Here is a 26,731-nt window from a genome sequence, read left to right as displayed (position 1 = left end):
TCTTGGTGCGGGTGGCGGAAGGCAGCGCCTTTCGCCACTCGAAAGGCCAATCTTGAGGAGCGGACCCATCCTCGTCCCTGCAGGTGTCATGGATGCCGATAGGAACGCTGGACTTTCAAAAGGCCCTGTGCCGTCCCGATCGCTGCTTGACAGGGAGCCACAGCCGTGGTATAACCAATATGCCAGCGGCCTCGCAAGATGCCAGGCCGCACAGCTCAATTCGCAGGGAAAACGCAGAGAAATTATGAGTCCTCTTCCAATTCACGCCCGATTGCCTAGGAGCCCTAGGAGGTTGCAGCCGGACCATTGGTCTGGATAGCTGCGCGTGGGCCGGGCCCATAGGGCGATCAAAGAAGATCTTGGCGGCAAGCTCTCCAGACGGAGAGCTTTTTTATTGGAAAGCCTTCATTTGCCACGGTATCAGGAACTCGCCACACCACGACACGATCGGAGCAGCCAACGTGATCAAGATCGGGATCTTCGGAGCGACCGGGTACACCGGCTTTGAGCTGGTGCAGATCCTGCTGCGACACCCCGAGGCGGAGATCATCTTCGCCACCTCGGAGAGTTCGGCCGGCAGTCGACTCTGCGATCTCTACCCCTGCCCCTGGGATCTGCCCCTCATCGCGGCGGCGGACGCGCCGCTGGACGACGTGGACATCGCCTTCCTCTGCCTGCCGCACGCCGCCTCCATGGACATGGTGCGCCGGGTCCGGCAGGCGGGCAAACGGGCCATCGACCTGTCGGCCGACTTTCGCATCGCGGATCCCGCCGTGTACGAGCGCTGGTACAAGACGTCCCACTCGGCGCCGGAGCTGCTGCAGGAGGCAGTCTACGGCCTGGTGGAGCTCCGCCGGGAGCAGGTGCGCGAGGCAAGCCTGATCGCCAACCCCGGCTGCTATCCCACCAGCGTGATCCTGGGCCTGTATCCTCTGGCCCGAGCAGGCATCCTCGGCGAGAAGATCATCGTCGACAGCAAATCGGGCGTGTCCGGGGCCGGACGCACCCCCAAGCTGACCACCCACTTCGTCGAGGTGAACGAGAACCTGTCGCCCTACAGCATCGGCCATTCCCACCGGCACATCGCCGAAATGGAGCAGGAGCTGGGGGCCATCAACGGGCCTTACGAGATCATCTTCTCGCCCCATCTGCTGCCGGTGAGCCGCGGCATCCTCTCCACCATGTACGTGGAGGTGCCTTCCCACGTGACGGGCGAGGAGGTCCACAACCTCTACCGGGAGACTTACGCGGGCGAGCCCTTCATCCATCTGCTGCCGCCGGGCCAGGCCGCCACCCTGCGCCACACGGTGGGCAGCAACCGCTGTGCCATCGGGCTGACACGGGTCGCCCACTCCAATACGCTGATCGTCACTTCCAGCATCGATAATCTGATCAAGGGCGCCTCAGGGCAGGCCGTCCAGAACATGAACGTCATGTTCGGCCTGCCGGAGACCCTGGGACTGGCCTGATCGGGAGGAGCTATGGGAGAAGGGTCCAACATCATCGTGCTGAAGTTCGGCGGGAATGAGATCGACCAGCCCGGCTTCCTGGGGGCGATGGTCAAGGCCGTGGCGAAGCTACGGGAGCGCTGGGCTCCCATCATCGTACACGGCGGCGGCAAGGAGATCGCGCAACTCCAGAAGCGGATCGGGTTGCAGCCGCGATTCATCGATGGGCTCCGCGTGACCGATGACGACTCGCTGGCCGTGGCGGAGATGGTGCTCTCCGGCCGCGTGAACAAACGGGTCGTCGCGACGCTGGTGCAGGCCGGTATCCCGGCCGCGGGGCTGAGCGGCGTGGATGGGGGGCTGCTGCGCGTGGAGCGCATGACCCACCCGGCCGGCGACCTGGGATGGGTCGGACACATCGTCTCCGTAGAGCCGGCCGTGATCCGGGCCCTGCTGCGGGAGGGCATCATCCCCGTGGTCTCTCCCATCTCCCTGGGACTGGACGGGCACGTCTACAACGTGAACGCCGATCACGCGGCCACGGCCCTGGCCCAGGCGCTGGGCGCCGATCGTCTGGCCTTCATCTCAAACGTGCCGGGGGTCCTGGTCGCGGGGCAATGCGTCCGGGCCATCACCGCCGACCAGGCGGAGCAGTGGATCACGGAGGAGATCATCACCGGCGGCATGATCCCCAAAGTGCGGGCCGCCCTGGAGGCGATCCACGGCGGCGTGTCTCAGGCGATCATCACCGACCTGAACGGCCTCCTGAGCGATTCCGGGACGGCCTTCGTCTTGGCGAGCCACCAGCTCGCGTAACCAGATTCCAAAACAGGAGCGGATTTCATGACCGGACAAGAGATCATCAACCTAGAGCAGCAGTACGTGCTTCAAACCTACGTCCGCCCGCCCTTCGTCATCCTGCGCGGCGAGGGATGCACCTTGTACGACGATCAGGGGCGCGCTTATTTGGATCTGGTCTCCGGTATCGCCGTCAACGCGCTGGGATACGGCGATCCAGAGCTGGTGCAGGCCATCCAGGAACAGGCCGCCCGGCTGATCCACGTCAGCAACCTCTACCACATGGAGCCTCACGCCCGATTGGCGCAGATGCTGTGTGAGCGGTCCTTCGCCGATCGGGTTTTCTTTTGTAACTCCGGGGCGGAGGCCAATGAGGGGGCCATCAAATTCGCCCGCAAGTGGGCCAAGACCCGATTTCCGGACCAGGCGGATCGAAAGATCCAGTTCGTGGCCTTTGAGGGCGGCTTCCACGGGCGCACCATGGGCACGCTCGCCCTGACGCCGCGAGAGAAGTATCAGGCGCCCTTCCGCCCCCTGATGCCGGGCGTGCAGATCGCCCGGTTCAACGATCTGGACTCGGCGGCCGAGGCGATCACCGACGAGACGTGCGCCGTGATCGTGGAGCCGATCCAGGGGGAGGGCGGCATCCACCCCGCCACGACCGAGTTCCTGCAGGGCCTGCGCGAGCTGTGCGATCAGCACCACGCGCTGCTGATCTTCGACGAGGTGCAGTGCGGGCTGGGGCGCGCCGGGACGCTATGGGCCCACGAGCCGTATGGGGTGACGCCGGACATCATGACGCTGGCCAAGCCGCTGGGTGGAGGCCTTCCCATCGGCGCGATCCTGATGACGGAAGAGGTGGGGAGCGTCATGCAGCCCGGCGACCACGGGTCCACCTTCGGGGCGAACCCGGTAGCCTGCGCGGCCGCGCAGGTCGTGGTGCGCCGCATTAGCGACCCGGCCTTCCTGGCCGAGGTGCGCTCCAAGGGCGCCTACCTGGTGGAGCGGCTGCAGGAGATCAACAGCCCACACATCCGGGAGATCCGGGGACGTGGGCTGATGGTGGGGATCGAGATGGACATCTCCGTCGCCCCCATCGTGCAGGCGGGCTACGAGCGCGGGCTGATCATGGTGAACGCGGGGGAGAAGGTGCTACGCCTGGTTCCGCCGCTGGTCATCGAGCGAGAGGACCTGGACCGAGCGGTCCAGGGGATCAGCGAGATCCTGACCACGCTGTAACCCCGGATGGAGATCGAGAATGGACCACGACGCTCAAGCGGACGTGATCATACGGCCGGCCCAGGCGGAGGACGTGCCGGCCATGGCCGAGCTGATCAACGTCTACGCGGCACAGAACCTGATGCTGCCCCGCTCGGAAAAGCAATTGCTGCGCCACCTGTCCGATTTCGTGGTGGCGGAGAGGGAGGGGCAAATCGTTGGCTGCGCGGGCCTCGCCCGTCTGAGCCCCTCCCTGGCGGAGATACGCTCACTGGCGGTGGCTCCCCAAATGCAGAAACGCGGGATCGGCCGCGCGCTGGTGCGATACCTCCTGCAGGTCGCCCGCGAGGCCGAGATCGATCAGGTCTGCGCGCTGACGCTCCAGCCGCACTTCTTCCAAAGCCTGGGGTTCAAAGTGGTGGATCGCTGGGATATCAGCCCCAAGATCTGGCAGGAGTGCATCTACTGCCCGAAATTCCATCGCTGCGATGAGATCGCCGTGATCGTCAATCTGAAGGAGGCGATCCCCACACCGGAGGGATCCTTTCGCTGGGATCACTTCCTGAGCAGCGCGGTCCCCGTCGCCTGGCGACGCAACCTCGCCACGGCGATGAGGAAATGAGACGCGCCCGTTCTCAGAGTGTGTCTGAGAAATGTCGTTGCTTCTGCTGTGGGGAGGCCCTCCGGAAAAAGCCTTTCTCCCGCCTTCGACCTGCCCAGCCTCGGCCTGGGTCCTTCGGAAAGGGCCGAGAAAGGCAGGTGCAGGCCGGAAAAGCGAAGTTTTCCGTGGGGGAGATGAACAGAGCAATCGATGGCAGTCCGGCTGAGGATCGGCGAGCGCGAGGATTTCAGAAAGAGAGCGTTCTCATGTAGAATGTAACCTGGAGAGTATTGGCGGCCGAGGGACGCAGGCCCATCGCATGCCGCGTCCCCGGAGCATGTCCGGAGGTCGCCCGATCCATCCCGCGCGCAGGCGCGGCACAAGAGCGAACAAGGAGAACGGTACGATCCGTAAGGACACGCAATGAAAGGGTTACTGGCTTTAGAAGACGGCACGCTATTCTACGGCGAGGGGTTCGGGGCCAGGGCCACGGTCGTGGGCGAGGTGGTGTTCAACACCTCGATGACCGGGTACCAGGAGGTCATCACCGACCCCTCGTATCGCGGCCAGATGGTCGCCATGACCGTAGCCCATGTCGGCAACGTCGGCGTGAACCCGGAGGACGTGGAGAGCGCCCGGCCCCAGGTGCAGGCCTTCATCGTACGCGAGGTCAGCCCGCTGGTCTCCAACTGGCGGGCGGTGGAATCGCTCCCCGATTACCTGGCCCGCCACGGGATCCCGGGCCTGAGCGAGGTGGACACGCGCGCGCTCACGCGACACATCCGGGAGCAGGGGGCCATGAAGGCGGCACTGACGACCGAGGATGTCCCCGCCGATGAGCTGATCGCCATGGCGCGAGCCTGGGAGGGGCTGGAGGGCCGCGATGTGGTGCAGGAGGTCACCTGCGCGGAGCCCTATCACTGGACGGAGGGCGGCATCCGCCAGTTTCAGCCGCACGGCTTCCAGCCCAGCGAGATCCATCCCTTCCACGTCGTCGCATATGACTTCGGCGTCAAGTGGAACATCCTGCGCCGCCTGGTAGACCACGGCTGCCGGGTCACCGTGGTCCCGGCCGACACCCCGGCCGAGGACGTGCTGGCGCTCTCCCCCGACGGGGTCTTCCTCTCCAACGGGCCTGGCGACCCCGCCGGCGTCCCCTACGCGGCCGCCGCCGTCGCCCGGCTCCTGGAGGAGGGGCTGCCGATGTTCGGCATCTGTCTGGGACACCAGATCCTAGGACGAGCGCTGGGAGGACGCACGTACAAGCTCAAGTTCGGCCATCACGGCGGCAATCAGCCCGTGCGGGATGAGGCCACAGGGGTTGTCCAGATCACAGCGCAGAACCACAACTACGCGGTGGACCCGGAAAGCCTGCCACCATCCCAGGTCACCATCACCCACTGGAACCTCAACGACGGGACGGTCGAGGGAATGCGCCTCAACGATCGTCCCGTTTTCTCTGTGCAGTATCATCCCGAGGCCAGCCCCGGGCCTCACGATGCCGACTACTTGTTCGGCCAGTTCGTGGAGTTGATGCGAAAATGACCCACACTGTTCGCGTCGCCTTGGTCGGCCTGGGTCACGTAGGCCGGTCGTTCCTGGAGCTGATGACCCTCAAGCGCAAGACGCTGCGGGATCGCTATGGCTTGGAGCTGGCGCTGGTCGGCGTGGCGGACAGCAGCGGCGCCGTCCTCGGCGCCGGACGCATCGATCACGCGAACCTCTTGCGCCATAAGAGGGCGGGGCGCGGGGTCGGGCAGTATCCCCGGCTGGGGCACCGTGGCATGCCAGCCGTGGAGATGGTGCGCCAGGTGGACGCGGACGTGATCCTGGATGCATCGCCGGTGAACCTGCGCACTGGCCAGCCGGGGCTGGACTGCGCGCGTATCGCTCTGAAGCGTCGCATGTCCGTGGTACTGGCGAACAAAGCGCCACTGGTGCTGGCCTATCAGGAGCTGGCCGAGGAGGCACGACGCCAGGGGGTGTCCCTGCGCTTCTCCGCCACGGTATGCGGCTCGCTTCCGGTGATCAACATGGGACAGCGGGACTGGGTGGCCTGCGATATCCACCGGATCGAGGGCATCCTGAACTCGACCACCAACTATATCCTCAGCTCCATGGAGGTGGGGCGCAGCTTTGAGGACGCCCTGCGGGAGGCCCAGGTGGAGGGGGTGGCGGAGGCGGACCCCTCCCTGGACATCCGAGGCTGGGATACGGCCAACAAGCTGGTGATCATCGCCAACGCGGTCCTGGGCGTCCCCGCCACGCTGGAGGACGTCGACGTGCTGGGCATCCAGCACATCACGGTGGAGGACATGGCGGCGGCCCGGGCCCGGGGACAGACCATCAAGCTGATCGCCGTGGCCCACCGTCGTAACGATGAATATCGGTTCTCGGTACACCCGGCCGCGCTGCCGCTGGATCATCCATTGGCCTCCGTATCCGGCTGGGAGATGGGAATCCTCTGGCACACGGACATCATGGGCGTGCAGTTCGCGAAAGTGGACGAGCGCGGCCCGATGCCTACCGCGGCGGCCATGCTGCGGGATGTGGTTGGTCTTTATACGGAGGTCTCGTGAGCGAGCCGATCCATCGATGAGATTTACATATGATCCACGCTATAACATAGCGTACATTCGCTTTCGCGAACATCCCGCAGAGAGGTAGAATCCATCCGTGTCAGCGACGAGCTAGTCATAGACATCGCTCCTGATGGTACGGTCTACGGCATCGAGTTGCTCAATGCCAACGAGCAATTGGGTAGGGAGACAGAGGGTTTATTGGTCATCGTAAACGAAGCAACCGGTGAAGAGGCCAAGCTTTCGCTCGCAAAACCTGGCAATTCACCTCACAGTGGATAGCCTTCGAGCGTACCTGAGAGATCCTGTTGCTCCCACCCATGGGGGGATGGAGGGGGTTCGCCCCTTCGGAGAGAGATTTCCCCCACGGAGCTGGTCGTTGAGGGAGCCCCCTCAGATACCCTGCTGATGAGTTTTCAGATACTTTCCTACGCTCAACGGTAAAGGGATAAAGGGCTGACAAATGCCAAAGCGAACGGACATTCACTCGATCCTGGTGATCGGATCCGGGCCGATCGTTATCGGCCAGGCGTGTGAGTTCGACTACTCTGGAACGCAGGCCGTCAAGGCGCTGAAGCGGGAGGGCTATCGGGTGGTGCTGGTGAACTCCAACCCGGCTACCATCATGACGGACCCGGAGCTGGCCGACGCCACCTACGTGGAGCCCCTGACGGCCGAGATCCTGGAGAAGATCATCGACCGGGAGCGACCGGACGCGCTGCTCCCCACAGTCGGCGGGCAGACGGGGTTGAACCTGGGCGTCGAGCTGGCGGAGAGCGGCGTGCTGGATCGATACGGCGTCCAGCTCATCGGCGCGTCGCTCCAGGCGATGAAGCTGGCCGAGGACCGCCTCCTGTTCAAGGAGGCGATGCTCAAGGCCGGGCTGGACGTGCCGCGCAGCGGCCTCGCCCATTCCATGGAGGAGGCCCAGGCCATCGTCCAGGAGATCGGCCGCTATCCGGTGCTGATCCGCCCATCGTTTACCCTGGGAGGTTCAGGCGGAGCCGTGGCCTTCGGCCCGGACGACTTCGCGGAGAAGGTGAGCTTCGGCCTGCGCGAGAGCCCCGTGCATTCCGTCCTCGTCGAGGAGTCGGTCCTGGGCTGGAAGGAATTCGAGCTGGAGGTGATGCGGGACCGGAACGATAACTTCGTGGTCGTCTGCTCCATCGAGAACCTGGACCCGATGGGCGTACACACCGGGGACTCCATCACGGTGGCGCCCGCGCAGACGCTCACAGACAAGGAGTATCAGCGCCTGCGAGACCAGGCCCGCGCGGTGATGAGCGCCGTGGGGGTGGAGACGGGCGGCTCCAACGTCCAGTTCGCCGTCAACCCGGAGGACGGCCGCGTCGTGGTCATCGAGATGAACCCGCGCGTCTCTCGATCCTCCGCGCTGGCCTCCAAGGCGACCGGCTTCCCCATTGCCAAGATCGCGGCCCTGCTGGCTGTCGGCTACACCCTCGACGAGATCAAGAACGACATCACCCGGGTGACGGTGGCCGCCTTTGAGCCCAGCATCGACTACGTGGTGGTCAAGATCCCCCGGTGGGCCTTCGAGAAATTCCCCGGCGTCGACCCCGTCCTGGGGCCGCAGATGAAGTCCGTGGGCGAGGTGATGGCCATCGGCCGCACGTTCAAGGAGGCGCTGCAGAAGGGGTTCCGCTCACTGGAGATCGGGCGGAAGGGGTTCGGCGGGCTGGCTGAGGACCCGTTGCAGCCTGAGGCGTCCGGCGATGCCGATGATCCGCAACGGATACGGGACCTCCTCAAGATCCCCACCCGCGATCGCCTGTTCGCACTGCACGACGCGCTGATGGCGGGGTGGTCCCTGGAGGAGACCAGCCGCCTCACCGGCTTCGACCCCTGGTTCGTGGCCCAGATGGAGCAGATCATCGCGCTGGAACGGGAGCTGTCCTCGTACACCCTGGAGTCCCTGCCGGCCGATATCCTGCGGAAAGCCAAGCGATGGGGCTTCAGCGATGAGCAGATCGGCGACCTGCTGCAATGGGGCGAGCCGGCGCCGGACTCACACGAGCGAGGGCTGAAGGTCCGGGAACGCCGCAAGGCGCTGGGCATCATCCCCACCTACCTGCGGGTAGACACCTGCGCGGCCGAGTTCGAGGCATTCACCCCCTACCTGTACAGCACTTACGAGACGCAGGACGAGGCCGGGCCCACCGATCGGCCCAAGGTGATGATCCTAGGGGGCGGACCCAATCGCATCGGGCAGGGGATCGAGTTCGACTACTGCTGCGTGCACGCCTGCTGGGCGCTCCACGATCTGGGATATGAGACGATCATGGTCAACTGCAATCCGGAGACGGTGAGCACCGACTACGACACCTCCGATCGCCTCTATTTCGAGCCGCTGACCTTCGAGGATGTGCTCAACATCGTGGAGGAGGAGCAGCCCCAGGGCGTGATCGTCCAGTTCGGCGGGCAGACGCCGCTCAACCTAGCCAACCGATTGCAGGCCGCGGGCGTGCCCATCTGGGGGACCAGCCCTGACGCCATCGACCTGGCCGAGGACCGGGGGCGCTTCGGGGCGCTACTGGCGAAGCTGGACATCCCTCAGCCGGCGAACGGCATCGCCAGAGACCTGGCGGAGGCCAAGCGTATCGCCCGCCAGATCGGCTACCCGGTGCTGGTACGCCCCTCCTACGTGTTGGGCGGCCGCGCCATGGCCATCTGCTACGACGAGGAAGCCCTGGAGCGCTATGTGAGCGAGGCCGTGGCCGCGGCGGAGGGACACCCCATCCTGATCGACCAATACGTGGAGGACGCCTACGAGATCGATGTGGACGCCGTCTGCGATGGCGAGCGGGTGGTCATCGGCGGCGTGATGCAGCACATCGAGGAGGCGGGCGTCCACTCCGGCGACTCCGCCTGCGTGCTGCCTCCGTACAAGATCAGCTACTTCCATCTGAACACGATCTACGAGTACGTGGAACGGCTGGGATTGTCGCTGGGGGTGCGCGGGCTGATGAACGTGCAGTTCGCCATCAAGGATGACATCGTCTACGTGCTGGAGGTGAACCCCCGCGCATCGCGCACGGTCCCCTTCGTGTCCAAGGCGACAGGCGTGCCGCTGGCCCGGATCGCAGCCCAGGTGATGGCCGGGAAGACGCTAGAGGAGCTGGGCTTCACCGATGAGCCCCAGATCTACGGCTTCTTTGTGAAAGAGGCCGTGCTGCCCTTCAAGAAGCTCCCCGGGGCGGACGCGCTGCTGGGGCCGGAGATGCGCTCCACCGGGGAGGTGATGGGACACGCCGCCCGGTTCGGCCACGCCTTCGCCAAGGCGGAGATGGGCGCCGGGGACTCCCTGCCCCTGCAAGGGACCGCCCTGCTCTCGGTCAACGACTACGACAAGGGAAGTGCCCTGAAGATCGCCCGGGATCTGTACCGTTTGGGATTCCGCCTTCTGGCGACCCGAGGGACGGCGGCGTTCCTGGCCAAGGCAGGGCTCCCGGTGCAGGCCGTCAACAAGGTCAGCGAGGGATCTCCCCATGTGGTGGATTACATCAAGCGCGGCGAAGTGGACCTCATCCTGAACACGCCGCTGGGACGGGAAGCCCACGGCGATGGAATGGCCATCCGCCAGGCGGCGGTGAGACACGGCGTCCCCCTCCTGACGACCCTCTCCGCGGCGGCCGCCGCGGTTCAGGGGATTCGGGCGCTGCGAGAGCGTGAGCTAAGCGTGCGTAGCCTCCAGGAACATTATCAGCGATCGCCGGAAGAGCAGGCGAAATACACGCCCAGAGCGACCTCCGTTTTTTCGTATCGATCAGAAATGTAGTATAATTAAAAAGCTTTTCGTGATACTTTACACATCAGATCAGCCTCACCGGATCGCGTCGCATCAGGCGCGATCCATTTGGTGTGGATAGCGGAAGGCAGTGCCTTCCACGCTGAGGGACGCCCTCGATCATCTCGCCGATAATCTTCAGGCATGCCCTTATCCCTACGGATGTGTGTTCCACTCCTTTACAAAACCTCATCTCCGCCCACAAGCTCGACGATGTATCCTCTCCGCCGGGCTTCATGCGATCCTTGCAGTGATTCACAAAGAGGTACCACTGAGCGATTGCAGAAAGGAGTCTGCCCATGAACGCACTGCTCATCGCCCGATGGCAATTCGCCATCACCACCGTCTACCACTTCTTCTTCGTGCCTCTCACGCTGGGCCTCTCGATCCTCATCGCGATCATGGAGACGCTGTACGTTCGGACCGGCGATGAGACGTACAAGCGCATGACCGTCTTCTGGGGGAAGCTGTTCCTGATCAACTTCGCCATGGGCGTCGTCACGGGCATCCTGCAGGAATTCCAGTTCGGGATGAACTGGTCCGAATACTCCCGCTTCGTGGGCGATATCTTCGGCGCACCCCTCGCCATCGAGGCCCTCCTGGCCTTTTTCCTCGAGTCCACCTTCCTGGGCATCTGGGCCTTCGGGTGGGATAAGCTCTCCAAGAAGCTGCACGCGGCGACGATCTGGCTGGTCGCCATCGGCTCGAACCTGTCGGCCCTCTGGATCCTGATCGCCAACTCCTTTATGCAGGAGCCCGTGGGCTACGTGATCCGAAACGGCCGGGCGGAGATGACCGATTTCCTCGCCCTGGTCACCAATCCGCACGTCTGGGTGCAGTTCCCCCACGTGTTCTTCAGCGGGATGACCACGGGTGCCTTCTTTGTGCTGGGCATCAGCGCCTACCACCTGCTGAGGCGAAGGGAGACGGATTGGGAGGTGTTCCGTCGATCCTTCCAGATCGCTGTGATCTACGGGGCCGTGGGAACGGTTCTCGTGATCTTCCTCGGCCACAGCCAGGCCCAGCACATGGTCCAGGCCCAGCCCATGAAGATGGCCGCCGCCGAGGCGCTGTGGGAAAGCGAGAACCCCGCCTCCTTCTCCCTGCTGACCATCGGCAACGAGGCCGAGCAACGAGATGTGTTCGCCATCCGGATTCCCCGCCTGCTGAGCCTGCTGGCCTATAACCGCCTGGACGGGGAGGTCAAAGGGATCAAGAACCTTCAGGCAGAGTACGAGCAGAAATACGGGCCGGGGAACTACGCGCCTCCCATCGCGATCACCTACTGGTCCTTCCGGATCATGGTGGGGGCGGGCTTCCTGATGGCCCTCCTGGCCCTATATGGCGTATACCTCTTGGCCAATGATCGGTTCACGACCCAGCCCCGCTATCTGCAAATGCTGATGTGGGCCATCGCCCTGCCGTACCTCGCGAACAGCACCGGATGGCTGTTGACCGAGCTGGGACGGCAGCCATGGATCGTCTTCGGCCTGCAAAAGACGGCCGAAGCGGTCTCGCCCACCGTATCCGGCGGCATGGTCCTGTTCTCAACGATCGCCTACACGCTTCTCTACGGGGCGCTGATGGTCGCCGATGTGTACCTCCTCTCGAAATACGCTCGGGGCGAGGCCGAAGACGAGGCGATCCTGGTCATGGCACAGGCATAGCAAGGCACCGGGAGGCATACCATGGACCTGAACACCGTATGGTTCCTTCTAATAGGCGTTCTGTTTACCGGCTTCTTCGTCCTGGAGGGGTTCGACTACGGCGTGGGCATCCTGCTGCCCCTTTTGGGCAAGAGCGACGACGACCGTCGCATCATCATCAACACCATCGGCCCCTTCTGGGATGGGAACGAGGTCTGGCTGATCACCGCCGGCGGGGCGATGTTCGCGGCTTTTCCCCACTGGTATGCGACCCTGTTCAGCGGGTTCTACCTGGCCCTGGTGCTCATGCTGCTCGCCCTGATCGTGCGCGGGGTGGCCTTTGAGTTTCGGAGCAAGGATAAGGACCCCCGCTGGAGGAGCCTGTGGGACAGGATGATCTTCATCGGAAGCCTCGTGCCCGCGCTGCTGTGGGGGGTGGCCTTCGGGAACCTGGTTCGCGGGGTGCCCATTGACGCCGACATGAACTACGTCGGCGGTTTCTGGAACCTGCTCAACCCGTACGCGCTGCTGGGCGGGCTGTCCTCCCTCGCCGTCTTCACGCTGCATGGAGCCCTTTTCCTGGCCCTGAAGGCCGACGAAGAGATCTCGGAACGGGCACACGCCATCGCCTTGAGGCTCAGCATCCCCTGTATGGCCATCGTTCTACTCTTCGGGATCGCGGGATACTTTGCGACGGACATTTTCATCCGGCTGGGCGTGAATCCGGGCATCAGCGCGGTGGGCAGCGTGGTCACCCTCATAGCGGTCTACCCTCTCGTCCGAAGAGGTCGTCATGGCTGGGCCTTTGTCATGACCACGCTGACGATCATCCTGTCCATGACCACGATCTTCCGAGGGCTCTACCCGCGCGTCATGGTCTCCAGCCTGAATCCTGACTGGAGCCTGACCATCTACAATGCCTCGTCCAGCCCCTACACGCTGAAAGTGATGACCATCATCGCTTTGACCCTCGTGCCCATCGTGCTGATCTACCAGGGGTGGACCTACTGGGTGTTCCGAGGCCGGATCACCCGTGAGCAGCATCTGGAATATTAGAGCTCTTCCGTGGCGCAATCGGGCTCTCGGCGGCTCCTGCGCCGTGATCCGCCCGATGAGACACCTTCGCGTAAGAGGGCTGGCCTTGTCCAAGCGTGGACGGGCCGGCCCTCCCGCACACTCTGAAGGCGTCCCCTTGACAGCCGAAGCGAGGCCCCTTGCATGAAGCTGGATCCACGTCTGCTGCGCGAGGCCCGAGCCGTTCGATGGTATCTGGCGCTCACGATCGGAGCGGGGTTCCTCGCGGGCATTCTCACCGTCCTGCAGGCCCGCTATCTCAGCCGCATCGTCGATCGCGTCTTCCTGAAGGAGGCCGCCCTGGCAGAGGTCTCCCCTTATCTGGCCCTGCTGCTCGTCATTATAGCCGGGCGCGCCCTGGCCGTGTGGGGGAGCGAGGCCAGCGGCTACCTGGCGGCCGCCCGGGTGAAGTCCGCCCTCCGAACCCGCCTGTTCGCCCACATCATCGCCCTGGGCCCGATCTACGTGAGTGGGGAACGAACCGGTGAGCTGAGCAACGCAGCGATGGAAGGGATCGAGGCGCTGGAGGCCTACTTCCGCCAATACCTGCCCCAGCTGGCGCTGGCCGTCCTGGTGCCCCTCACCTACCTGTCCTTCGTCCTCCCACGGGATGCGATCTCCGGACTGGTCCTCCTGCTCACCGCCCCCCTGATCCCCATCTTCATGGTCCTGATCGGGAGCCTGGCCGACGCCCTGAGCAAACGGCAGTGGGAGACCCTGAGCCGCCTGAGCGCCCATTTCCTCGACGTACTGCAGGGGTTGACCACGCTGAAGCTGCTAGGGCAAAGCCGGGCACAGGCGCGAGTGATCGCAGCGGTGACCGATCGCTTCCGAGAGACGACGATGGGCGTGCTGAAGGTGGCCTTCCTCTCCGCGTTGGTGCTGGAGCTGGTGGCCACCCTCAGCACGGCCGTGGTCGCCGTGGAGATCGGGCTGAGGCTTCTGTACGGCCGCATGGACTTCGAGCGGGCCTTCTTCGTCCTACTCCTGGCGCCGGAGTTCTATATCCCGCTCCGCATGTTGGGCACACGCTTCCACGCCGCCGTGGACGGCGTGACGGCGGCCGCCCGGATCTTCGAGATCCTGGAGACCCGCCCTCGCGTCACCGCTCCGCCGGCCATCCGATCGCGGCGGACCCCGCATCGCTTCCACATCCGCTTCGAGGACGTCCACTGCGCCTATGAGGAGGAGAGAGCTCCGGCTCTGGAGGGGGTTTCCTTTCACATCCCCCATGGGAAAAGGGTGGCCCTGGTCGGCCCCAGCGGCTCCGGCAAGACCACGGTGGCCTATCTTCTCCTGAGGTTCATCGAGCCGAGCCGCGGGTGCATCACCGTGGATGGGGTCCCCCTCGCCGATCTCTCTATCACGGACTGGCGTCGATGGGTCGCCTGGGTGCCCCAGCACCCATACCTGTTTCATGAGACCATCGCGGCGAACATTCGGTTGGGTTGCCCCCACGCCAGCATGGAGGAGGTGATCCAGGCCGCTCGACTGGCGCACGCGCATGAATTCATCCAAGCCCTGCCGCGAGGATATGAGACCCTCGTTGGAGAACGGGGGGCCCGGCTGAGCGGGGGACAGGCTCAGAGGATCGCGCTGGCCCGGGCGTTCCTGAAGGATGCCCCCTTCCTGATCCTGGATGAGGCCAGCGCCCATCTGGATCCGGAGCAGGAGGCTCTGATCCAGGATGCCATGGAGCGCCTCACCAGGGGGCGGACGGTGCTCATCATCTCCCACCGACTCAACACCATCTACACCGCCGACCACATCGTCGTCCTCCGGGGCGGCCGGGTGGTGGAATCCGGCTCCCACGAGGCCCTTCTTCAGAGGGAGGGGCTCTACCGACGCCTGGTTACGGCTCACATGGCGGGGAGGGCGACATGAGGGGAACCGGCTGGCGATTGCTCAAACTGATCACCCCCTTCAAAGGGTGGATCGCCCTCTCCGCCCTGTTGGGATTTGCCACCGTGGGCAGCAGCATCGGGCTCATGGCGACGTCAGCCTACATCATCGCTCGCGCCGCGCTCCACCCCTCCATCGCCGACCTCCAGGTGGCGATCGTCGGCGTTCGATTCTTTGGGATCGCCCGCGGCGTGTTCCGCTATCTGGAGCGCTATGTCTCCCATCAGACGACCTTTCGCCTGCTGGCGCGCCTGCGCGTCTGGTTCTACGAGGCCCTGGAGCCCATGGCCCCGGCCAGACTCATGGAGCATCGAAGCGGAGACCTATTGAGCCGGATCGTCGGGGATATCGAATCCCTGCAGCACTTCTACATACGCGTGATCGCCCCGCCGGCGGTGGCCCTCCTGACGCTCCTCACCATGACGGCCTTCCTGTACCGATACCATCCCGCCCTGGCCGCGATGTTGGCGATCGCCTTCCTCGTTGCCGGGATCGGCGTCCCGCTGCTGATCCGGATCCTCAGCCGGCGCCCGGGGCAGGAGACGGTGATCGTACGAGCGGAGCTGCACGCAGCCCTCGTCGATGGCATTCAGGGCATGGCGGACCTGCTGGCATTCGACCGGGCCCAGGATCATCTGGAGTCCATACGCTCCACGGATGAGAGGCTTGCAAAGGCGCAAAGACGCCTGGCATGGGCCGAGGGGTTGCAAAGCGCCCTGGGAGGGCTGCTGGCCCACGTGGGCATGTGGGGGATCCTGCTCGTGGCCATCCCGCTGATCCGCGAGGGGCACATCAACGGCGTGTATCTGGGAGCGCTCATCCTGGCGGCCCTGGCCAGCTTTGAGGCCATCACGCCGTTATCCCAGGCGGCCCAGCACCTGGAGTCCAGCCTGGAGGCGGCCCGGCGGCTGTTCGACATCGTAGACGCCCACCCGGCCGTGTCGGATCCGCCCTCGCCCGCGCCCCCGCCACGGGAGCCGGACCTGGTCGTGGAACATCTGAGCTTCCGCTACCGCCCGGGCGACCCGCCAGCCCTGGACGATATCAGCTTCGCCCTGCCGCGGGGCAAGCGGCTGGCCATCGTGGGCCCCAGCGGGGCGGGGAAGTCCACCCTGGTCCACCTGCTGCTGCGCTTTTGGGACTACCGGGATGGTCGGATCCTTCTGGACGGCAGGGATCTGCGAGCGTATCGGCAGGAGGATGTGCGACGGATGATCGCCGTCGTCTCCCAACACACCCACCTGTTCAACGCCACCATCCGGGAGAACCTCCTCATCGCCCGTCCGGACGCCGACGAGGAGGCGATCATCCAGGCGGCCCGGCAGGCTCAGATCCACGAGTTCATCCAGTCGCTGCCCCAAGGCTACGAGACATGGATCGGAGAGCAGGGGGTACGCCTCAGCGGCGGCGAGCGCCAACGGCTGGCCATCACCCGGGCGTTGCTGAAGGACGCGCCCATCCTGATCCTGGACGAGGCGACGGCAAACCTGGACGTTCTGACGGCACGGCGAGTGCTCGAAGCCGTTCACGCGCTGATGGAGGGGCGCACGACGCTCATGATCACCCATCGGCTGGCGGACGCGAGGACCATGGACGAGATCCTGGTGCTGCAAGCCGGGAGGATCGTGGAGAGAGGCCGTCACTCCGATCTGCTGAAGGCGAGGGGGCTCTACTATCGGATGTGGGAATGGCAGAATCAGGCCGCCATTCTGGAAGAAGGCTGGACATAAATTCGCAAATGGGATAAGCTACACCCCGCGGCGATCACCACATTCCGTTACATTTCGTTTGCGAAGGGAGGATACCGCCATGGAGTACCCGATTTCCGTAGCGGAGATGGCAGAGCGGTACCGTAAGTGTGCCTCGGCCTCCATCTACGACACCCTGGACAGGATGGGGTTGCCCAATCAGTGCCTATCCCTGGGCATCAAACCCCTGACGTATGAGATGCGCGTGGCGGGCCCGGCCTTCACTGTGCGAGGAACCCGAGAGCCCCGCACGGGGGATGAGCTGCCCCAATCGGAGAAGTTCGCCAATTGGGGCATGTTCAAGGCCATGTTCCCCGGATGCGTCGTCGTCGTCAACGCGGAAAAAGAGGACCAAACGGGTCACTGGGGAGAGATGATGAGCTACACCGCCCGACAACACGGGGCAACGGGCGTCGTCATCGACGGAGGCATCCGTGATCTGGCGGGGCTGTTGCGCATTCCCGACTGGCCGGTGTTCGTCCGCTACACATCCCCGATCGAGTCAGCCAAGCGCTGGAGGGCGGAGGACTTCATGACTCCCATCTACATGACCGGCACGCTGACCCAGTCGGTTCGCGTGAATCCAGGCGACTGGATCGTCGGAGACGCGGACGGCGTCATGGTGATCCCACAGGAGATCGCCTACGAGGTGCTGCTAAAGGTCGAGGAGTTGGAGGAGAAGGAGGAAAACACCCGCCGGGAGCTGGCTGCCGGCGTACCGGTGGAAGAGGTGTTCGCCAAATACGGGCGCATGTGAGAAGCCCTTCCCAACGCGAGATGTCATAGGCAGCAACAGGAGGCAAGGCAGGCATATGTCCGCGGATCCCCGCCAGCAAGTGGTAGAGATCGGGCGCCTGATGTATCAGCGATTTCTGACGAACTCGGCCGGGGGGAACGTCAGCCATCGGGTCGATGGCCTGATCTACATGAGTCCCCGATACGCGGGCAGCAGGCACCAATGGAACCTGCGTCCGGAACAGGTGATGGTCCTGGACGAGCAACATCATATCATCGCCGGCGATGGGGCGCTCTCCCGGGAGAGCGCCCTGCATCTGGCCATCTATGACGAGTTCCCGGAGGTGAACGGGATCATTCACGCCCACCCCAGGTACATCAACGTGTTCGCCGCCACAGGGCGTCCCATCGCTCCCACCAGCGGTTATACGGAGAAGTTCGGAGAAGTGCCGGTCATCCCTCCCATCCCGGCCCACTCCCAGGAGCTGGCCATCCGAACGGTGGAGGCCGTGGCCGAGCGCAGGGATGAGCTCTCCCAGCACGGACTGGCCTTCATCCTCGCATGGCACGGCATCGTCACCTTAGGACGCGATCTGAACGACGCGTTCGACATATTGGAGCGCATCGAGTGGAGCGCCCACACCATCCTGATGGCCCGCCTGCTGTCCGAGGAGCTGTAGAAGGGATTCCCAATATCCCGAACAAGACCTGGGGAAAACTATGGGGAAGAAAGGAGGATTGATATAGGATTTTTTGGTTATCCCGATATGCGATGTTATGTTTAACTGAGCGGGCGCAGAGGGCGAGAGCCCTAGATATCGTAGGTGAGGCCAGGCGCCTTCCCAGATATATGTATTCCAGCTTCCAAATACCAGATTCCCCTCCTCACGGGTTATACACACCTGTACACAGGCTCTCAACGAGATATCCCAAAGGGAGGGAGGGGATATGAGGAAAACACCCCCTAGATGTAGCGGGTTGCCTTACGGGGGCACCTAGAGATAGGAAAAAAGTACCACTTCTCCACATCTGAGATCACACCCTACTACTAAATACTATTTTCTTTTGGTTATCACCTGTGGAGAGATATGAACATTCCCCCGATCCAGGAGATGAGAATCCTTCTCCTGAACCTCTTCGTTACATCCCTTTTGCATCTGAAGGGATCCCTCCGAGAGCGTGTTTGGGAAATGTCATTACTTTTGCTATGGGAGGTTCCCTCCATATTTCCTTTGAGGAGATGGTGTCTGAGAGTGTGTCTGAGAGATGTCGCTGCTTCTGCCGTGGGAAGGCCCGGAGGGGCTCCGCCCCTCCGGAAAAAGCCCTTCTTTTGCCCTCGACCTGCCCGTTCTCGGCCCGGATTCCTGCGGAAAGGGCCGAGAACGGCGGGTACAGGCCGGAAAAGCGGGATTTCCGTGGAGGGGAGGCTCCCTCCACACCTTCCCCTGTGGAGCTGGTCGTTGAGGGAGACCCCTCAGAACATCTTGCCGGTAAATTTTCAGACACGCTCTGAGGAAACCTCTCAGACATCTGACCGATAATTTTTCAGACATGCTTTGAGGCGAGAGGGTCCTGGGATAGGGTCAAGTCATCGTTGCTTAAAATTTCGGCGATTTGGGAATTTGGGTATTGACAACGGGATATTTTTGGGTTATATTAGCCATTGCCTGGAGAGGACAAACCTCGAAAGAGGGGAGTTCTCAAAGGGTGAGGGAGCCCCAAGGAATTGGAAGGCACCTCGTCGTAGAAGCCACCGTTGTCGTAATGAGCTCTTGTTAGGGTGAGCAATCACTCGGCAGGAGCGGGCGCAGCGGCGGCTGAGTCACCCGAGGCGATGAAGCTTCATCGAGGGTCAAGAGGTGTGATCTCTTCGGAGGGACACCGATTGGCGACAGCGGTGAAGTGGAGCCGAGGGGACAGTAGGTACCGACCTTCAGAGCCCTCTGGGCGATGAGGGGAGGATACCGAAAAGGCGAGGAGCTGGAAGGTTACTTGGGGCCCCTGCTTTTGTCGGAAAGGCGCCTCCACGGAGGCGCCTTTTTCGCGTTACAGGCCTCCCTTCGATGGCTCAGCCGGCGTTGTTCTGGAGCACGTCCGGCTTCAGCAATCCCACGAAGGGGAGATTCCGGTACCGCTCCCGGTGATCCAGTCCATATCCGACGACGAAGCGGTCCGGCAGATCGAACCCTTTGTATTTCAACGGGATGTCGATCAGCCGATGCTCCGGCTTATTGAACAGGACGCAGACCTCCAGGCTGGCGGGGTTGCGCGCCCTCAGGTTGCGTAACAGGTAGTTCAGGGTTAACCCGGTGTCGATGACGTCCTCCACGAACAGGACATGACGGCCCGCGATGGGGGTCTCCAGGTCTTTCACCAGACGCACCAGCCCTTGATCCCGGGACTCCGGCGTGTAGCTGGAGACGGCCATGAAATCGACTTCCACCGGGACAGTGATGGCTCGCAGCAGGTCGGCCATGAAGAACAGCACACCCTTCAGCACGCCCACCAGGAGCGGATTACGGCCCGCGTAGTCGCGAGAGATCGCCTGCCCGATCTCCCGCACCCTCCTCTCGATCTCCTCGGCGGGAATCAATACCTCACGAATGCTTTCCGCCAGCTCCTCATAAGCTTCCGGTGGATATCCGTTCACGTCTCCCTCTGTTGTGCTTTGGTCCCCGCTATCTTAGCGGCCTCGTGGTCCAGCCCGTACTTGACCATCAGATCGCGCAGCTCTCGCCGCTTGAACAGTTTGATGTTCACCTCCGGGTAGAGCTCCTTCATCCGGCGCAGCTTGCGATTCTTGCGCGTAGCCAATTGGGGGCGCAGCGTGGTCAGCTCGATGTAGAGGTCCTGCTCGGGGAGGTAGAAGTCGGGCGAGAAGGCTTCTATGACGTTTCCCTGCTCGTCCCACTCCAGTGGGAAGGTTCGGGGCTCGTACTCCCACCGGATCCCATAGTAGTCGAGGATTCGGGCGAAGGCCTCCTCCGCCGGGTGGGCAAATCTCGGCTTGCTCTGCTGAGACTTGCTCAAGGTCGATCTCCTGAAGATGATGGGGTGGATGAGGGCAGGGCCGACAGGCAACGGGATACCGCCATCTCAATGAGCTCCGCCGCGATCTCGGGGGAGATCCGATCCGTATTGATGACCAGATCGTACAGCTCCGGGTCGTCCCACCGGACGTGGTAATATCGGCGCAGGTAATTCCTCCGGGTGCGGTCGCTGGCCTCGATCTGAGCGCAGGCCGCCTCTAGGGAGATCCCCTGCTTGTCCGCGATCCGTTGGGCGCGGAGCTGCGTTGGAGCGATCACCTTCACATGCAGCACATCCGGACGGCCGCGTAGGATCACCTGTCCGGCCCGGCCGACGATGACCACGTTCCCCTCGGCGGCCAGTTCCTCCATGATCTGGCGTACCGCCTGGTGATAGGCCCGGCGCGCCTTGGTGGATGGTCGTAGCCCCAGCAGTCCCAGGTCGTCGATGGTGGCCAGGGCTACCTCTGGGGCCCCGGCCCGGCGCGCGGCTTGATTGATCACCTCACGCCATACCACGCGATAGCCAAGCCGCCGGGCCGTCGCGTGGGCGACCTGGTTCCCCAGACTGCCCAATTGTCGTGAGATCGTGATCACCGCCATTGATCTCCTCTGGCAGAGGGCCCCACGTGTCCTGTTTGCACGTGCAGCTCACTGCGATTATAGCATAGCGCCAACCGGGGGACAACAAATTTTCATGCCGGGTCGTGAACCCTTATTCCTGGGATGTTCGGATAGGCTTTGAGAGGCGCACCCCTACTCGCATCAACTTAACAGTATGAGCGAGGCCCCCGCCTGTCGCTTTTTCCCTCCACGGGCGGTCGCACCTGAAAGGGGAGGTGCGGAGGGGCATCCCCTCCGCAGAAAAACTCCTTTTCTCGCCTTTTACCTGCCTAGTTGGGGTTTTGGCCGGCGGCCTCCGGCCCCACGGGGCAGGTGAGGGCTTGAAAATAGGTTTCTTCGGAGGGGCGGCATCGCCCCTCCGAGCCACCCCAGAGATACGGGGCCACGCTTCCGTATCGCCTAACTTGATACCAATGGGCTTTGAGAGGTGCATCCCCTTCTATCGCCCGTTGGGATCCGGTCGAGGCGGAGGGGATCCCTCCCTCTGGCCTCCTCTCGCCGCCCATAGCCCTCCTCCGATGATCAGCACTCCCCCCAGAAAGTGAGCCAGCGTGATCGGCTCCTGCAGGAAGACATGCCCCAGCAAAGCCCCGTAGAGCGGCAGCGTGTTGTAGAACACCATCGCCCCGCTGGCTCCCAGCCGTCGCACTCCCTCATTCCATGAGAGGAAGCCGATCACCGCCGGGACGATGCCGATATATATGATGGCCAGGATGATCTCCTCCCGCCATTGCACAGGGTATGCCTGGGCTTCCCATAGGGCGGCGGGCAGGAGGACGGGGAGGCTGAGGATCGTGGACAGGGCTGTGGCGGAAAGGGCCGACCGATGACGCATGACTTTTCGCCCGAGGACGGAATAGAGCCCCCACAGGGTGATCGCTCCCAGAACGATGAGGTCTCCGATATTTCCATGCCAGGGGTTTCGGAGGGTGCCGGTGCTGCCCGAGATCACGATGACCACGCCGGCCAGGCTGACGATGGCCCCGGCGACCTGGCGTCTGGACATCGCCTCCCGGATGAGGAGGCCGGACAGCAATCCCGTGATGAGGGGGCCCAGGCCGTTGATCAACGTGGCATTCACGGTCGTGGTGAAGCGGAGCCCGAGGTATAGGGTAGGGCCGAAGATCGCCACACCGCTGAGGGCCATGCCGATCAGCAGCCAGCGGTCCTGACCGAGATGGCGCTCTGATGGTGGCCGCCGGCTCAGGAGAGCCGCGAAGAGCAGGGAGGCCAGGAGGAAGCGGAGCGCTGCCAGGGTGATGGGGCCGATGTCGTTCGCCAGCCATCGCCCCAGCGTCATGTTGGTAGCCCAGGTGAACGTCGCTACATTCACCAGGGCCATGCCGATGGCTTTGTCCAGCAGGCGTTCTTCGCGCGGCGACGTCGTTGTGTCTCCTCTTTCCGTGCCTATCCGCGTGGAGGGTGTACCGATAGATACTGGCGCAGGATCTGCGCCGCCTCGCCGAGGATCTCGTAGCTCTCCCATCCCGGCGAGGCGGCGGCCGCGAAGATGGCCGCCCCTTTGACGTACTCGTCCTTCTGAAGCTCGGCGTCATACCAGGCCAGCTGCTCGATGTAGTTCCCCGGCCCGTCCCTTCCCATGCCGATCTCCGCCCAGTATTCTACGAAATCTTTCCAGCCCTTTCCCTGCGGGCCCGGGCGTCCCCCCACCATCCCGTCGATCCCACACTCGGTGATCAGCAAGGGGACGACCAAGCCGTTGGGGATCAGGAATTGGCGATAGACTTTCCTGTATCGCAGCGTCAGCCAGCCCTCGTCCCCCTCGTCGGCCGCCGGGTTGAGTTGATTCTTGCCCGTGCCAAACCACATCACCGGCGCCGAGTACTCGTGCAGGCCCAGGTAGCCGTCGTATTCCTTCGCCGCCTGCACGGCGGGTAGGAAATCGGGCCAGAACTCCAGCGGCGGATGCCCGGTGCCGAAGTTCCCGATAACGGAGCGGATGCCCCTCTCGGCCAGCAGTCGGGTTCTCTCCGCCTCGAAGTCGGCCAGGCGCCGCATGGCGGCGTTGTCGGCCGGGACGGGCTCGTTGTATGCCTCCCACGCGTCGAACCAGCGCATGCGCTGGGGATCTCCGGCGATGGGCAGCAGCTGTTCCACGAAGCGTCGGGCCTCATGTCCGGGATCGATGGCGCTGAGCTCGATTTGCGGCAGGTCGATGCGACCCACGATCCGCGTGTCCGGTGAGATCTCCTTGATCTGTCGGGCGAAGTTGGCGTCCAATTCCAGGGTTTTCACCAGCGCCACGTTGCGAGTCTCGATCAGGCTGAACAGGGCCGGATCGTTTCGGGTGACGAAGAGCCCCAGCTTGGTGGGAGGCCCCGGCGGGAAGGGCGTCGCTGTCGGTGTGGGCGTTGGGCGGACCCGTGTCGGCGTGGGCGTGATGGTAGGGGTTCCCGTCGGCGTGGGGCTCCCCGTGGCGGTGGGCGTCGGGCTGGGACGTGTGGGGGTCCATGTGGGCTGTACCCGGGCCACCTCAGTGGGAGTTGGCGTCTTGTCGCGGCCGCATGCGACCAATGCGCTCAGCAGGAGCGTGCTCGCGCCGGAGAGGAAGAGTCGGCGGCTGATCCTTCTGGGTTTCCTGGCGTCAGACACGTTCAGCTCCTGTCATCGAAAGGGATGTCCTTAGCTTATCACCGCGATGGTGCGGAAGGCTGGCGCCTGTCCCACGGACGGCGGGGCCATTGTAAGCGTGGAATCTACGCTCCCTGGACCGTGGGGAGCGTGAACCAGAATGTGGTCCCCTGCCCCTCCTGGCTCTCCACTCCGATTTCCCCGCCATGTGCCTCCACAAGGTGTCGGGCGATGGCCAACCCCAGCCCGGCTCCTCCCGAATCCCTGGCCCGGGAGCGGTCCGCCCGCCAGAACCGCTCGAAGACGTAGGGTAGATCCTCTGGAGCGATGCCGCTGCCCGTGTCTCGTACGCGTATCGTGATGAAACCGGTCGGCCCTACCTCGGCGGCGATGGTCACCCGTCCTCCCTTCGGCGTGTGCCGGAGCGCGTTGGCGACCAGATTGCGGAGGACCTGGCTGATGCGATCCGGGTCAGCGTGTGCCTGGGGGAGATCGGGAGGAAGCTCGGCCTCGAGGTGGATGCCGCGATCGGAGGCGACCGGGCCGAAGCTGGACACGGCCGCCTGGATCAGCTCGGCGGCATCCACCGGACGTCGCTCCAGGTTCAGTTGTCCGGCCTCCGCCTGCGCCAGCTCCCGCAGGTCGTTGACCAGCCGGGAGAGGAGGCGCGTCTCATCGTAGATCGTGGCGATCTCTTGGGCCTCCAGCGGGAAGACGCCGTCCAGAATGGCCCTCAGGTTGCCCTGAATTACGGTGAGCGGCGTGCGCAACTCATGGGCGATGTCGGCGACCAGGTTGCGGCGTAGCTCCTCGGCCCGGGCCAGCGCCTCCGCCATCTGATTGAACGCCCTCCCCAGTTCGGCCACCTCCTCGGGGCCGCTTTCCGGCACCCGTTGCGAGAGGTCCCCGGAGGCGATCGCCCGCGCGGCCGCGGTCAGCCGCGCCAGCGGCGCCGAGAGCACCCGGCTCAGCATCAACCCCAGGATGAGGCCCAGGATGCCCGCGGCCAGCCCGGCCTGCCAGAGGGCTCGGCGCAGGTTGTCGAGAAATCGCATCGCGGGCGGGGACAGTCGCATCGCCGGGCCCGGCGTGGCCATATCCAGATAGCCGACGACCTGGCCGTCCACCTCGATGGGAACGGCGAACTGGCGCTCCGTCGTGCTGAGCTGCTGGCCCACCCGGCGGTGGGCGCTGTCGAACACGATATCCCCCTGCGCATCCGCTATGACGAATCGGGGAACCCCCCGGTGCATGAACCCGTATCCCTTGCCGGCCCCCGGCGTGGTGAACAGGTCCTCCGCGATCCGGTCGACGCCCTCCCAGCTTCCCGTGCTCGCGTAGTATTCCGCCAGCTTCGCGACGAGCCCGCCGCCGCCGCTGACCTCGGACTGGAAGACGTATCGTCGGAAGGCCTCGCTCGCCTGGTAGCTGGTCAGCACCGCCACCAGCACGATTCCCACCAGCGTGACGACGATGAAGGAGGCCGTCAACCAGACCCAGAGTCGTCTCATGCGTCCCCTTTCAGCCGGTACCCCACGCCGTAGACGGTCTGGATGTACCGGGGATGGCGCGGGTCCTCCTCCAGTTTGCGGCGTAGGTTTTTGATATGGCTATCGAGGGTGCGCTCCATGCCCTCGTACGTGTACCCTAACGCCCGCTCGATCAACTCCCCTCGGGTGAAGGCGTGATTGGGGTCCTCCATGAAGGCGCGCAGTAGCTCGAACTCGGTGGGGGTGAGGTCGACGGGCTCCCCTCGCAGTGTGACCTCATGGCGATCGGGGTCGAGGGTGATCTCCCCCACGCGCAACAGGCGCGGTGGGGATTCGGCGCCGCCCGCTCGACGCAGGACGGCTCTCACCCGGGCGACCAGCTCTCGCGGGTTGAACGGTTTCGTGACATAATCGTCCGCCCCCAGCTCTAATCCCACGATCTTGTCCGTGTCCTCCACCCGGGCGGTGAGCATGACGATGGGGATACTGGATAGGTGGGGATCGGCCCGCATGACGCGCGTGATCTCCCATCCATCCCGGCCGGGCAGCATGAGGTCCAGCACGACCAGATCCGGGCGGTCGTGGCGGATGGCATGTAGGGCCGTCTCGCCGTCGTAGGCGGTCAGGACCTCGAAGCCGGATTGCTCCAGATAAGCGCGCACCAACCGGACGATCTGCCGGTCATCGTCCACTACCAGGATGCGTTGTGCCATATGTGTGCCTTCTCCAAGAGGAACGTTGTCTTTCCCTTGCGGAGGGATCTCGTCTTTAGAGCGTGTCTGATTCTACAGGGGGAGGTGTAAAGGGGATCTCCCCTCCACGGAAACCCCGCTTTTCCGGCCTGCACCTGCCGTTCTCGGCCCTTTCCGCAGGGCCCGGGCCGAGGCCGGGCAGGTCGAAGGCGGGAGAAAGGCTTTTTCCGGAGGGCCTCCCCACAGTAGGAGCAACGGCATTTCTCAGACGCGCTCTTAGTGATCTCCTGCATCCTCATTGTACCATGAATGCGCTATGATTTGGGAAAAAGGAACACGGGCGAGATGCCTTCTCTCGCCCGTGCGGCGCTCAAACAAGAGGCGTCTGAGCGTCAGGATCGCTTGGTGCCGAACTTCAGCAGCTGGTATAGGGGGCACCATCCTATGGCGCCCGTCAGCACCAGGATGATCCCGATGATCCCCACGATGATGCCCAGCGCTCCGCTGAGCGGGGGGCCGAATCCCACATAAAGCAGGATCAGGCCCAGCACGATACGGATGATCCGATCCCATAAGCTCTCATTGGGTGTGAACATAGGCTTCCTCCCTCCGCTCTCCTTCTGGATCCTTCTTCGCTCTGCAAACCGAAATGTTATGTCTTATTCTCGCACAGTTTGCGGGATATGTAAAGTCATCCCATATATCCTTTTTCAGTGAAGATGCGGTATGCCGGGCACAGTTTGTCCAAGT

General features: G+C 63.8%; 20 protein-coding genes and 2 pseudogenes. 14 read left to right on the top strand and 8 right to left on the bottom strand.

What is annotated here, in order from left to right; genetic code table 11:
• Positions 1–461 precede the first annotated feature (461 nt).
• From GXP39_14100 to GXP39_14035, 14 genes and pseudogenes are all read left to right on the top strand, one after another.
• On the top strand, positions 462–1,469 hold the full coding sequence (locus GXP39_14100; GenBank protein NOZ29164.1) for an N-acetyl-gamma-glutamyl-phosphate reductase: 1,008 nt from the start codon (positions 462–464) through the stop codon (positions 1,467–1,469).
• 12 nt (positions 1,470–1,481) lie between these two features.
• Positions 1,482–2,264, top strand: a complete 783-nt coding sequence (argB, locus tag GXP39_14095) for an acetylglutamate kinase (protein NOZ29163.1) — start codon at positions 1,482–1,484, stop codon at positions 2,262–2,264.
• A 27-nt stretch (positions 2,265–2,291) separates the two neighbouring features.
• Positions 2,292–3,485 carry an acetylornithine transaminase gene (locus tag GXP39_14090; protein ID NOZ29162.1) on the top strand — a complete coding sequence of 398 codons (1,194 nt, stop codon included), beginning with the start codon at positions 2,292–2,294 and terminating at the stop codon, positions 3,483–3,485.
• Positions 3,486–3,504: 19 nt separating this feature from the next.
• On the top strand, positions 3,505–4,086 hold the full coding sequence (locus GXP39_14085) for an N-acetyltransferase (GenBank protein NOZ29161.1): 582 nt from the start codon (positions 3,505–3,507) through the stop codon (positions 4,084–4,086).
• Between the two features lie 402 nt (positions 4,087–4,488).
• A complete protein-coding gene (gene carA, locus GXP39_14080) occupies positions 4,489–5,610 on the top strand; it encodes a glutamine-hydrolyzing carbamoyl-phosphate synthase small subunit (protein NOZ29160.1) in 1,122 nt (373 codons plus the stop codon).
• Positions 5,607–6,644 (top strand): homoserine dehydrogenase, encoded by a 1,038-nt coding sequence (locus GXP39_14075; GenBank protein NOZ29159.1) that lies wholly within the window; start codon positions 5,607–5,609, stop codon positions 6,642–6,644. The genes carA and GXP39_14075 overlap by 4 nt, the downstream gene beginning before the upstream one ends.
• Before the next feature lie 16 nt (positions 6,645–6,660).
• Positions 6,661–6,926: pseudogene (locus tag GXP39_14070) on the top strand (DUF2283 domain-containing protein).
• A 181-nt stretch (positions 6,927–7,107) separates the two neighbouring features.
• A complete protein-coding gene (gene carB / locus GXP39_14065; GenBank protein ID NOZ29158.1) occupies positions 7,108–10,440 on the top strand; it encodes a carbamoyl-phosphate synthase large subunit in 3,333 nt (1,110 codons plus the stop codon).
• A gap of 308 nt (positions 10,441–10,748) precedes the next feature.
• Positions 10,749–12,116 carry a cytochrome ubiquinol oxidase subunit I gene (locus tag GXP39_14060; GenBank protein ID NOZ29157.1) on the top strand — a complete coding sequence of 456 codons (1,368 nt, stop codon included), beginning with the start codon at positions 10,749–10,751 and terminating at the stop codon, positions 12,114–12,116.
• Between the two features lie 21 nt (positions 12,117–12,137).
• Positions 12,138–13,151: a cytochrome d ubiquinol oxidase subunit II gene (gene cydB, locus GXP39_14055; protein NOZ29156.1), complete on the top strand. Its 1,014-nt coding sequence runs from the start codon at positions 12,138–12,140 to the stop codon at positions 13,149–13,151.
• A 162-nt stretch (positions 13,152–13,313) separates the two neighbouring features.
• Positions 13,314–15,053: a thiol reductant ABC exporter subunit CydD gene (gene cydD / locus GXP39_14050; protein NOZ29155.1), complete on the top strand. Its 1,740-nt coding sequence runs from the start codon at positions 13,314–13,316 to the stop codon at positions 15,051–15,053.
• On the top strand, positions 15,050–16,801 hold the full coding sequence (cydC, locus tag GXP39_14045; protein NOZ29154.1) for a thiol reductant ABC exporter subunit CydC: 1,752 nt from the start codon (positions 15,050–15,052) through the stop codon (positions 16,799–16,801). Before cydD ends, cydC begins: the two co-directional genes overlap by 4 nt.
• 79 nt (positions 16,802–16,880) lie before the next feature.
• Positions 16,881–17,576: an RraA family protein gene (locus GXP39_14040; GenBank protein ID NOZ29153.1), complete on the top strand. Its 696-nt coding sequence runs from the start codon at positions 16,881–16,883 to the stop codon at positions 17,574–17,576.
• A 55-nt stretch (positions 17,577–17,631) separates the two neighbouring features.
• Entirely contained in the window at positions 17,632–18,234 is a 603-nt protein-coding gene (locus GXP39_14035) for a hypothetical protein (protein ID NOZ29152.1), read from the top strand.
• Between the two features lie 1,388 nt (positions 18,235–19,622).
• Here the strand turns inward: GXP39_14035 and hpt are convergent.
• The 8 genes and pseudogenes from hpt to GXP39_13995 all read right to left on the bottom strand — a co-directional run bounded on the left by hpt (position 19,623) and on the right by GXP39_13995 (position 26,577).
• The gene (gene hpt / locus GXP39_14030; protein NOZ29151.1) at positions 19,623–20,171 is read right to left on the bottom strand and encodes a hypoxanthine phosphoribosyltransferase; all 549 of its coding nucleotides are present in this window, start codon (positions 20,169–20,171) and stop codon (positions 19,623–19,625) included.
• Positions 20,172–20,200: 29 nt separating this feature from the next.
• Positions 20,201–20,584, bottom strand: a complete 384-nt coding sequence (locus tag GXP39_14025; protein ID NOZ29150.1) for a hypothetical protein — start codon at positions 20,582–20,584, stop codon at positions 20,201–20,203.
• Positions 20,581–21,180: a cytidylate kinase-like family protein gene (locus GXP39_14020; GenBank protein ID NOZ29149.1), complete on the bottom strand. Its 600-nt coding sequence runs from the start codon at positions 21,178–21,180 to the stop codon at positions 20,581–20,583. Before GXP39_14020 ends, GXP39_14025 begins: the two co-directional genes overlap by 4 nt.
• Positions 21,181–21,646: 466 nt before the next feature.
• Complete coding sequence (locus tag GXP39_14015; protein NOZ29148.1) at positions 21,647–22,549, bottom strand: DMT family transporter; 903 nt, start codon at positions 22,547–22,549, stop codon at positions 21,647–21,649.
• Between the two features lie 1,001 nt (positions 22,550–23,550).
• Positions 23,551–23,685: pseudogene (locus GXP39_14010) on the bottom strand (lytic murein transglycosylase).
• Positions 23,686–23,924: 239 nt separating this feature from the next.
• The gene (locus GXP39_14005) at positions 23,925–25,310 is read right to left on the bottom strand and encodes a HAMP domain-containing protein (protein ID NOZ29147.1); all 1,386 of its coding nucleotides are present in this window, start codon (positions 25,308–25,310) and stop codon (positions 23,925–23,927) included.
• Positions 25,307–26,002 carry a response regulator transcription factor gene (locus tag GXP39_14000; GenBank protein ID NOZ29146.1) on the bottom strand — a complete coding sequence of 232 codons (696 nt, stop codon included), beginning with the start codon at positions 26,000–26,002 and terminating at the stop codon, positions 25,307–25,309. The genes GXP39_14005 and GXP39_14000 overlap by 4 nt, the downstream gene beginning before the upstream one ends.
• Positions 26,003–26,373: 371 nt before the next feature.
• Positions 26,374–26,577, bottom strand: a complete 204-nt coding sequence (locus GXP39_13995; protein ID NOZ29145.1) for a DUF2892 domain-containing protein — start codon at positions 26,575–26,577, stop codon at positions 26,374–26,376.
• Positions 26,578–26,731: the final 154 nt, after the last annotated feature.

It is taken from the genome of Chloroflexota bacterium (assembly GCA_013152435.1).
In the GTDB taxonomy this organism is placed as follows: domain Bacteria; phylum Chloroflexota; class Anaerolineae; order DUEN01; family DUEN01; genus DUEN01.
Note: the sequence above shows the minus strand (reverse complement) of the source record. Positions and strands in the feature narration are given on the sequence as shown.